The sequence below is a fragment of the Pseudomonas sp. UBA6753 genome (assembly GCF_002453565.1).
Lineage (GTDB): Bacteria > Pseudomonadota > Gammaproteobacteria > Pseudomonadales > Pseudomonadaceae > Aquipseudomonas > Aquipseudomonas putida_Z.
Map to the genome: position 1 here is coordinate 11538 of NZ_DKHD01000044.1, position 8644 is coordinate 20181.

The following is an 8644-nucleotide window of genomic DNA, read 5'->3' on the forward strand; positions in this document are numbered from 1 at the left end:
TTCGCGGGCATGCCCGCTCCCGCAGGGACCTCACCAGCTGAAGGAATGCGCCATACCTGTGGGAGCGGGCGAGCCCGCGAACACCGGCGCAGCCGGTGCCATCAACCGCATCGCCCGGTTCGAGGGCACGCCATGTGCGCTTTCAGTTATCGATCATGCTTCGAAGAGGAGCGCCCGGCCTTGTTGTGTTCCTTGGAATGGGCAATGCCGGACCGGGTTGTGCCACGGCCGTTGTCATCATTGCGCAGGCTTCCATAGTGATTGCCGCTCTCGCCATGGTTGCGCGTGGCCTTGCCGGCATGATCACTCTCGTAGCCGGCGCCATTACCGTTGAACCCACCTTTGCCGCCGCCATTGCCATTACCTTTGGCATATGCGGAACCAATCGGCGAGACATCGGCAGGCAACAATGCAGTTGCGCCGAGCGCCAGGGCACAGGTAAAGACGGCTACCAGGGTTTTTTTCATGTTTGTTCGCCTCCAGAAGGCGCAGGGGGGAGCTTGAGTGCGGATACGACATAAGGTTGCCTTTTAAGTTCCGCAGTGCGCAGCCGTTCGATGAAGCGGCTGCCAGGCCCTTTCAGTACCAGGCAGCCTCAAGCTTCACGACTGTTCAGATCTCGACCTGAGTGCCAAGCTCGATCACCCGGTTCAGCGGCAGCTTGAAGTACTTCAGGTTGCTGTTGGCATTCTTCAGCAGGAAGGCAAACAGGTGCTCCCGCCAGCGGGCCATGCCCATCTGCCTGCCTGCAATGACCGTCTCCCGGCTGAGGAAATAGGTGGTGCGCATGGGGCCGAACTCAAGGTCCGCACGTTGGCAGCGGCTTAGCGCCAACGGCACGTCGGGTTCCTCCATGAAGCCAAAATGCAGGCTCACGCGGAAGAAACCGTCACCAAACGCCTCGACCTCAAAGCGCTTGCCGGCGCTGACCCGTGGCTCGTCCTCGAACACGACGGTCAACAGTACCACCTGTTCATGCAGTACCTGGTTATGCAGCAGGTTGTGCAGCAAGGCGTGAGGCACCGCCTCGGGCCTGGCGGACAGGAACACGGCCGTACCGCCCACGCGGTGAGGCGGCTGGGCCTTGAGGCTGGTAATGAACAGGTCCAGCGGCAGCGAGCTTTCGTCCAGCCGCTCGACGATCATCCGTCGCCCGCGCTTCCAGGTAGTCATCAGGGTGAACAGTGCCAGGCCGGCAATCACCGGAAATGCACCGCCCTGGAGGATCTTCGGCGCATTGGCGGCGAAATACAGGCTGTCGACCAGCAGGAACGCCAGCAGCATCGGCACCGCCAGCCAGCGTGGTGCCTTCCACAGCAACAGCACCACTGCCGAGGCCAGCAGCGTGGTGATCAGCATGGTCCCGGTCACGGCTACGCCGTAGGCTGCCGCAAGCGCCCCGGACGACTCGAAGCCGACCACCAGCAGCACCACGCCAACCATCAGTGCCCAGTTCACCATGCCGATGTAGATCTGCCCCTGTTCCTCGCTGGAGGTGTGCTGGATGAACATGCGCGGTACGTAACCCAGCTGGATGGCCTGGCGCGTCAACGAGAACGCACCGGAGATCACGGCCTGGGACGCGATGATGGTGGCCAGCGTGGCAAGCCCGACCATGGGTAGCAGGGCCCATTCGGGCGCCAGCAGGTAAAACGGGTTGCGCACTGCCTGCGGGTCGCCGAGGATCAGCGCGCCCTGGCCGAAGTAGTTCAGCACCAGGCCGGGCAGCACCAGCAGGAACCAGGCCCGGGCAATGGGTTTGCGGCCGAAGTGCCCCATGTCGGCGTAGAGGGCTTCGGCGCCGGTCAGCGCCAGCACCACCGCGCCCAGAATCGCCACCCCCATGCCCGGGTGCAGCACGAAGAACTTCACCGCCCAGAGCGGGTTAAGTGCCTGCAGCACCTCTGGGCGTTGGACTATGCCGTGCAGGCCCAGCGCACCCAGTACGACGAACCACAGCACCATGATCGGCCCGAAGAGGATGCCGATGCGCGCGGTGCCGTGCTTCTGGATCAGGAACAGCGCCACCAGCACCACCACCGACAGCGGCACGACCCAATGTTCGATACCGTCGAAGGCCAGTTGCAGGCCCTCGACGGCCGATAGCACGGAGATCGCCGGGGTGATCATGCTGTCGCCGTAGAACAGCGCGGCGCCGAACAAGCCGAGCAGCACCAGTATCCTGCCCAGGCGCTGGTAGGGCGCCGCCGCCCGATGCGCCAAGGCGGTCAGGGCCATGATGCCACCTTCGCCCTGGTTGTCGGCACGCAGGATGAACAGTACGTACTTGAGCGACACCACCCAGAGCAACGACCAGAATACCAGTGACAGCACACCCAGTACGCCGGCGGTGTTGGCCTGCACGCCGTAGTGCCCGGCGAACACTTCCTTGAGGGTGTACAGCGGGCTGGTGCCGATGTCGCCATACACCACGCCGACAGCGGCGACGAGCATGCCGATGGGGTTGGACTTGCCGGGAACGGATTGATTTGCGATGACGGTGGACTGGCTCACGAAGGGCTTCTCTGGACTGGCGGGTAGAAATGCATGCCATCCCTGAGCATCGCGCGCCCAGTATTCCTTCTGTCTGTCGGCTCAGCCGTAAAAAGAGCGTAAAAAATCAGCCAGGTTGCGCCGCCAGGCTGTTGCTGACATTACGCCCCAGCACCAGCACCGTAGCGAAACCGCAGCCCACCAGGGCTGTGGCCAGGCTCAGCAGCACCGAGCTGCCCAGCTGGTCGACGATCCGCCCGCCGAAGAACGAACCCAGCGCAATGATCACCTGGAACATGGCGACGAACAGCGGCATGCCGCGTTCGACATCCTTGGGCGCGACGACGAACATCCAGATACTGGCGCAGGCCGGGAACGCGCCGAAGGCGAAGCCCCACAACCCGATCAGCATCGCTGCACCGGTCATGCCGGTGGCGAAGTGAGGGAACAGGGCAGTGCTGGTGCCGATCATCAACGCTACCAGCAGCAGGGTGTGACGTACGCTGCGGTTGGCGGCGAAACCGGCGAAGATATTGCCGAATACCCCGGCCACGCCATAAAGCAGCAGCAACGAGCCAATGGTCGGCCCATCGAAGCCGGAGCTTTGTTTGAAGAAGGGCGCGACATAGGTGTACGCGGCAAAGTGCGCCAGGCCGATCAGCAACACGGCGATCAGGCCAACCCGCGCCTGTGGGTTGACGAACAGGGCCGGCAGGTCGCTGATGCGAATGGCCTTGTCCGGGTTGAGCCGCGGTAGCAACAGGATCTGCGCCAGCAGCACCGGTACGCCCAGTAGCGCGGTTACCAGAAAGGTCATGCGCCAGCCCATCAGGCCGCTCAACCAGGTGCCTACCGGCACGCCCAGCACGGTGGCCAGGGTTACGCCGACCATGATGATCGAGGTGGCCTGGGCTACGCCCACGCCCTTGGGCGCCAGGCGGCCGCTGAGGGCAATGGCCGTCGCCCAGAAGCCGCCGATACTCACGCCCAGCAGCACGCGGCCGAACAGCAGCAGGTTGAAGTCACTGGCGTAGGCCACCACCGCGTTGGCCATGATCATGATCAGCGTCAGGCCGATCAGCAGGTAGCGACGGTCCAGGGCGCCAATGCCCACCGACAGTAGCGGGGCGGCGAGGGCGGCCATGATGCCGGGCAGGGTAACCATGAGGCCGGCGTGGCCTGCACTGATGCCGAGGTCGCTGGCGACATCGTTGAGTACACCCACCGGCAGGAATTCGCTGGTCACCAGGGCGAAGGCGCCGACGGCGACCGAAAGGATTGCCAGCCACTGCTGGCTGACGCTTTGTTGATCATGTTCGGGGAGGCCGCTAGGGGCCTGGCTGGCACTTGGCATGGTATTGGATTCCAAGAGAGGGATGTCGCCTGAAGCAGGCGCAAGGAGCGGGGGAAATTAGCTGGCGATTATAGGGGGCGCTTTTGCCAGGCCAACATGCGGGTCGCTTGATAGTAATCATCAGCGCAATCGATGAAACGCCTTGCGCAGAGCGCCCGCTGTTGGAGGGAGAGTAATGCTGCAGGTTCCGCAAGCAAGCTTTCAGCGGCGCTGGCCAACCAGCGCAGCGCCTGCGCAGGCCAGGGCAATCGCTGCAATGCCCAGCCACTGGAGCAGCGTCAGCACCTCATTGAGGATCAGCCAGCCGGCTATGGCCCCGGCTGCGGGTGAAGCGCTGAGCAGCACGCCAAAGATGCTAGGCGGCAGGTGCCGCATCGCATACATGTCAAGCAGGAAGGGCACGGTGCTGGAGAGCAGGGCGACGCCCAGGCCTACCGTGAGCACCCAGGGCGCCAGCAGGTCGGTACCTGCCTGGTCAACGCCTAAGGGTACACCCAGCAACGCTGCGAACAACATCCCGGTGGCGACCGCCTGCTTGCCGTGAACCGCCACTTTGCTGCCGAGCATCACATACAGCCCCCAGGCCAGTGCAGCGGCGAGCGAGTACAACACCCCGCGCGGGTCCAGGCCATGGCTATCCGTACCCCAGGGCAGCAAGGTGAGGCCGGCGACCGACAAGGCGATCCAGAGCAGGTCGATTCGACGTCGGGAAGACAACAAGGCAGCCCCCAGAGGGCCGATCACCTCGATGGACACCGCGATACCAACCGGTATGTAGAGGAATGCCCGATAAATCAGCAGATTCATCAGCCCCATCATCACGCCATAGCCCAGCAGGTGAAGCATGTTCGCCTGCTGCCAGATGCGCCAGGGTCGCAGCACGGCCAGCAGGATCACGGCTGACAGGCCTAGCCGCAGTGCGGCCACGCCCTCGGGGCCGACCAGTGGGAACAGGGTCTTGGCCAAGGCAGCACCGGTCTGCACAGACACCAGGGCGGCGATGGCAGCGCCGACAGGAGCGAATGCTCCAACACTTTTTGAGTCCACGCTCGTCTCCAGCGACATACGAGACGCAATTTTAGGGCTCGGCGTTCGAAGGAATTGCTGTGAAAATAGCCCCCTGATGAGCGAACTGCTTTCTTTGGAACCCGAAAATGAGTGACTCCACCAGCCGCCCGCTTGACGGCTTCGATCATGCGATTCTGCGGCTGCTTCAGCGCGACAACAAAACCTCCCAGCGAGCGATTGCCGAGGAAATCGGCCTGTCCACGCCTGCTGTACAGCGGCGTATCGCCCAAATGGAGGCAAGCGAGATGATCGTCGCCAACACTGCGGTGATCGCCCCGGAGAGTGTCGGCCAGATGATTACCGCCATTGTCGAATCGCGCTTGCGGGACGACCGATCCCTGGTGATGGACCGCGCCAAGCGGTACTTCGCCAATGTCGAGGAGATACAGCAGTGTTACTTCGTCAACGGCGGGGTTTCGTTCATCATCGTCATGCTTGCCCGTGATGTGGCGCATTTCGAAAAGCTGGTCAGGCTGCATTTTGCGGATAACGAGGACATCCTGACCTATCGGACGCTGATTGTCCTGGACAAGGTCAAGGTCGGGTTGTCAGTTCCGGTCTGACCCGCGAAGCAGGCGCCGTGGTGGATGGCACGGGCTTCGCCCGTGTTCGCGGGTGAACCCGCTCCCACAGGTTTTGCGTGGCGCTTGAAGCCAGAAAAAAACTGAGGGCGCAACAGTCGTGCCCACAACCTGAAGGCCAGCGCGATCCATGTGGGAGCGGGCGAGCCCGCGAAGCAGGCGCCGCGGTAGATGGCGCGGGCTTCGGTGGAGGACACGCAAGCGTCCTCCACATCACCTGCATCCTATGGCGACACCAGCACATCGCACTGGGATTCGTTCAGCACATGCTTGGTGACGCTGCCTATCAGCAGCTCTTCAAGCGCGCTTTCCCCTTGCTTGCCAACCACGATCAGGTCGCATTCCAGCTGTTGTTCCTGCTCGGCAATCCGCCAGCCAGGGTCGCCATGCACCACGATCTGCCGAGCATCTGCCACTCCGGCGGTTTCGCTCAAGGCCGCGAGCTGCTTCACCGCATCTTTGCGGATGACATTGCGGTAGTGTGCAAGCGTGTCATGGTCGATGTGGGCGAAGCGCATGCTGCCTTCGAACGGCGCTTCGTACACATGCAACAGAATGATCTCGGCCTGTGGGGCAATGGCTTTTGCCAGTTCGATGGAGCGCAGTGACGAAGGCGAAAAATCAACTGCAACCAGCAAGGTCCGGTACGCATCGCGTGGCGCCTGCTTGACCACCAGCAAAGGGCAGGGCATGCGGTTCAGCATCTTCTGCACAGTGGAGCCCAGCAGCAGGCGCCGCGCCACGCTCTGGCCCTTCGCCCCGCACACCAGCAGGTCGCTGCGTTTATCCTGCACCACACGGGTGATCTCCGTGGTCACCGAGCCGTGCGCGACCTGCACGCCAGCGGCGATGTCATGGCGCTGGAACAGCATTGCAGCCAGTGCGCGAATCTTTTCTCCAGCGGTATCCAGCACGCGCTTCAGCAGGTCGTCACCCGGTGCCACCAGCTGTTTCAGGCGCTCGAAGGGGGCCGGGTTGGCAACGTACAGCAGGTCCAGCGATGCCTGTTGCTCCTTGCTCAGGTACGCAGCGCGCTCTGCCGCGTTGCGGGCGGAGGTAGACAGGTCGGTGGCTACCAGTACGTGATTCAGCGGGCTCATGTGGGGCTCCTTGTCCAAAGCCGCGCACGGTGATCGATGGCGATGGCCTTGAGCACAATGCGCATGGCGGTTTTCGATTCGTTCCTTGCTGACAGCCATCGTCGCGCGAACCAGGGGCGGCGGCTTGATTTGCGTCAATGGAGTGAGGGTGACGAGGTGAGTACCGTCACCGCTCTTGAGTTGACCGCATCCATGTCCAGGTGAGTCACCCTGGCAACAGCCCCCGCAACACCCCCGTCACGACAATGGCAAACACCACCACTGGCAGGATGGAATACCGTGAAGCCGCATACACGGTAAGCCCCAGCGCAATCAGGTCAGCCGGATGGCCGGAAACGAACTTGGGTGCGATCACGGCGATCAGTACGCAGCCTGGCGCGGCGTTCAGCACCTGGGTCAGTTGCGGCCCTGGCGTTCGGTTGCGCAACAGCAGAAAGCCCAGCGCACGGGTGAGGTAGGTGGCCACCGCCATGCCCACAATGGTGACCAGCGTAGCGACGTCGATCATGGCTTGGCCCACAGGTAAGCGCTGACCAGGCCAGCCACGGTGCCCGCGAGCACGTACCATCCGCCGGGGATCAGCAGGTAGAACAGCGCCGCGGTGACCAGGCTGAACAGCCAGGGCAGGGCGGCGTGCACGCCTTTCCACATGCCTTTCAGCAGCACCAGGAAGACGGCGGCGAAGGCCATGTCGAAGCCATAGCTGCGCAAGTCGCCAAGCAACGGCCCGACCTGCGCGCCAAGACTGGTGAAGCCGACCCAGGTCACCCACAGGCACAGCGACACCCCCATGAAGTAGCGCAGGCTGAAACTACCGCGCTGGCGCGCATCGGCCAGGCCCATGGCCCAGCTCTCATCGCACATGAAGAACAAGGCACCGAGCGCTTTTGGCAACGGCAGGTGGCGCAGGTACGGCGCCAGGGTCGCGCCCATCAGCAGGTGGCGGCTGTTGACCAGCAGGGTCATGGCGACAATCACCAGGACCGCCGGCGGCGAGGTCCATAGCTCGATGGCGGCGAACTCCGAGCCACCGCCGAAGTTGAGCCCGGTCATCAGCGCCACTTCGCCTGCCGCGAGCTGCTGCCGGGAAGCCTGGGCGCCGAGCACCAGGGCGAAGGGGATGAAACCCAGCAGCACCGGCAAGGCGGCCGTGGCGCCACGACGCAGTTCGCTTTCCGGCGTGGCGGTGGGGGGATCGTTCAGTACAGGTTCAAGGGTATTCATGGGCACCTCCAGTGGAGGTAAATTATTCCAATGTATTGCTGGAATTGGCTTGCGTAGTTGCACCGGAGCTTGGAAGATTTGGCATCTGCTACTGGCAACTGGCAATTTGAGGTTCTTCAATGCCAATCAAGCTCGACGCTATCGATCGACGTATCCTGCGAGCACTGCAGCGCGATGGCAGGCTACAGAACCAGGAACTGGCCAAACAGGTTGGGCTGTCTGCCTCGCCGTGCCTCAGGCGGGTGCGCCTGCTGGAAGAGGCCGGGGTGATCGAGCGCTACGTGGCGCTGGTGGACCCGGCCAAGGTGGCGCTGGGTCTGACCCTGTTCGTGCGGGTGTGGCTCAAGCGCCAGGACCAGGAAACCACCGACGAGTTCGTCGAGGCGGTGCGCCAGTTGCCCGAAGTGGTGGAGTGCCATGTGATGGCGGGTGACTGCGACTTGCTGTTGCGGGTGGTGGCGGCGGACCTGGAGGCCTATCGGCGCTTTCAGATCGCGCACCTGACCAGCCTGAGCGTGGTGCAGAACGTCAAGACCGAAGTGCCGATGGAGAAGATCAAGCTGACCACCGAGCTGCCGGTGTAGTAGCCAGGGCCGCTCGCATCACGACCCCGCGCTGTTCGGCAGCGGCTTCATGCTCAGCGTGGCCCTGCTGTGCTGCGCGTTGTTCAGCGTGAACATGGCCAGCTCCACCGCAGACCGGGTCGTTTGCCTCGGCGTTCCTGATCAGTGCGGCGGTCGCGGCGGTGGCGGCGATGGCCTACGTATTGCTGCTGAAGCAGCCAGTGTCTGCTGACAGGTAATCCTGTAGATACCGTCTTGACC

At 63.1% G+C, this 8644-nt stretch carries 9 protein-coding genes and 1 pseudogene; 3 read left to right on the top strand and 7 right to left on the bottom strand.

Going from position 1 to position 8644, the window contains the following annotated elements; translation table 11 throughout:
* Positions 1-146 precede the first annotated feature (146 nt).
* The 4 genes from B2790_RS17330 to B2790_RS17345 form a co-directional block, all read right to left on the bottom strand.
* Positions 147-467 (bottom strand): hypothetical protein, encoded by a 321-nt coding sequence (locus B2790_RS17330; protein ID WP_015270018.1) that lies wholly within the window; start codon positions 465-467, stop codon positions 147-149.
* Between the two features lie 145 nt (positions 468-612).
* On the bottom strand, positions 613-2454 hold the full coding sequence (locus tag B2790_RS17335) for a potassium transporter Kup (RefSeq protein WP_249352881.1): 1842 nt from the start codon (positions 2452-2454) through the stop codon (positions 613-615).
* 166 nt (positions 2455-2620) lie between these two features.
* Positions 2621-3847, bottom strand: coding sequence for an MFS transporter (locus B2790_RS17340; RefSeq protein ID WP_286919317.1), 1227 nt, complete (start codon positions 3845-3847; stop codon positions 2621-2623).
* A gap of 201 nt (positions 3848-4048) precedes the next feature.
* Positions 4049-4894, bottom strand: a complete 846-nt coding sequence (locus B2790_RS17345; RefSeq protein WP_084785337.1) for an EamA family transporter — start codon at positions 4892-4894, stop codon at positions 4049-4051.
* A 107-nt stretch (positions 4895-5001) separates the two neighbouring features.
* On the opposite strand from B2790_RS17345, the gene B2790_RS17350 reads away from it, so the two are divergent.
* On the top strand, positions 5002-5478 hold the full coding sequence (locus B2790_RS17350; RefSeq protein ID WP_274078533.1) for an Lrp/AsnC family transcriptional regulator: 477 nt from the start codon (positions 5002-5004) through the stop codon (positions 5476-5478).
* A gap of 242 nt (positions 5479-5720) precedes the next feature.
* On the opposite strand, the gene B2790_RS17355 is transcribed toward B2790_RS17350, so the two are convergent.
* The 3 genes from B2790_RS17355 to B2790_RS17365 all read right to left on the bottom strand — a co-directional run bounded on the left by B2790_RS17355 (position 5721) and on the right by B2790_RS17365 (position 7820).
* On the bottom strand, positions 5721-6596 hold the full coding sequence (locus B2790_RS17355; RefSeq protein ID WP_085619411.1) for a universal stress protein: 876 nt from the start codon (positions 6594-6596) through the stop codon (positions 5721-5723).
* 205 nt (positions 6597-6801) lie between these two features.
* Entirely contained in the window at positions 6802-7104 is a 303-nt protein-coding gene (locus tag B2790_RS17360) for an AzlD family protein (protein ID WP_025339581.1), read from the bottom strand.
* The gene (locus tag B2790_RS17365; protein ID WP_274119987.1) at positions 7101-7820 is read right to left on the bottom strand and encodes an AzlC family ABC transporter permease; all 720 of its coding nucleotides are present in this window, start codon (positions 7818-7820) and stop codon (positions 7101-7103) included. Before B2790_RS17365 ends, B2790_RS17360 begins: the two co-directional genes overlap by 4 nt.
* 119 nt (positions 7821-7939) lie before the next feature.
* Here B2790_RS17365 and B2790_RS17370 point away from each other — a divergent pair, with 119 nt between their 5' ends.
* The gene (locus B2790_RS17370; RefSeq protein ID WP_081742284.1) at positions 7940-8404 is read left to right on the top strand and encodes an Lrp/AsnC family transcriptional regulator; all 465 of its coding nucleotides are present in this window, start codon (positions 7940-7942) and stop codon (positions 8402-8404) included.
* Positions 8405-8429: 25 nt separating this feature from the next.
* Positions 8430-8622 (top strand): annotated as a pseudogene (locus B2790_RS17375) (MFS transporter); the annotation flags it as partial.
* Positions 8623-8644 lie beyond the last annotated feature (22 nt).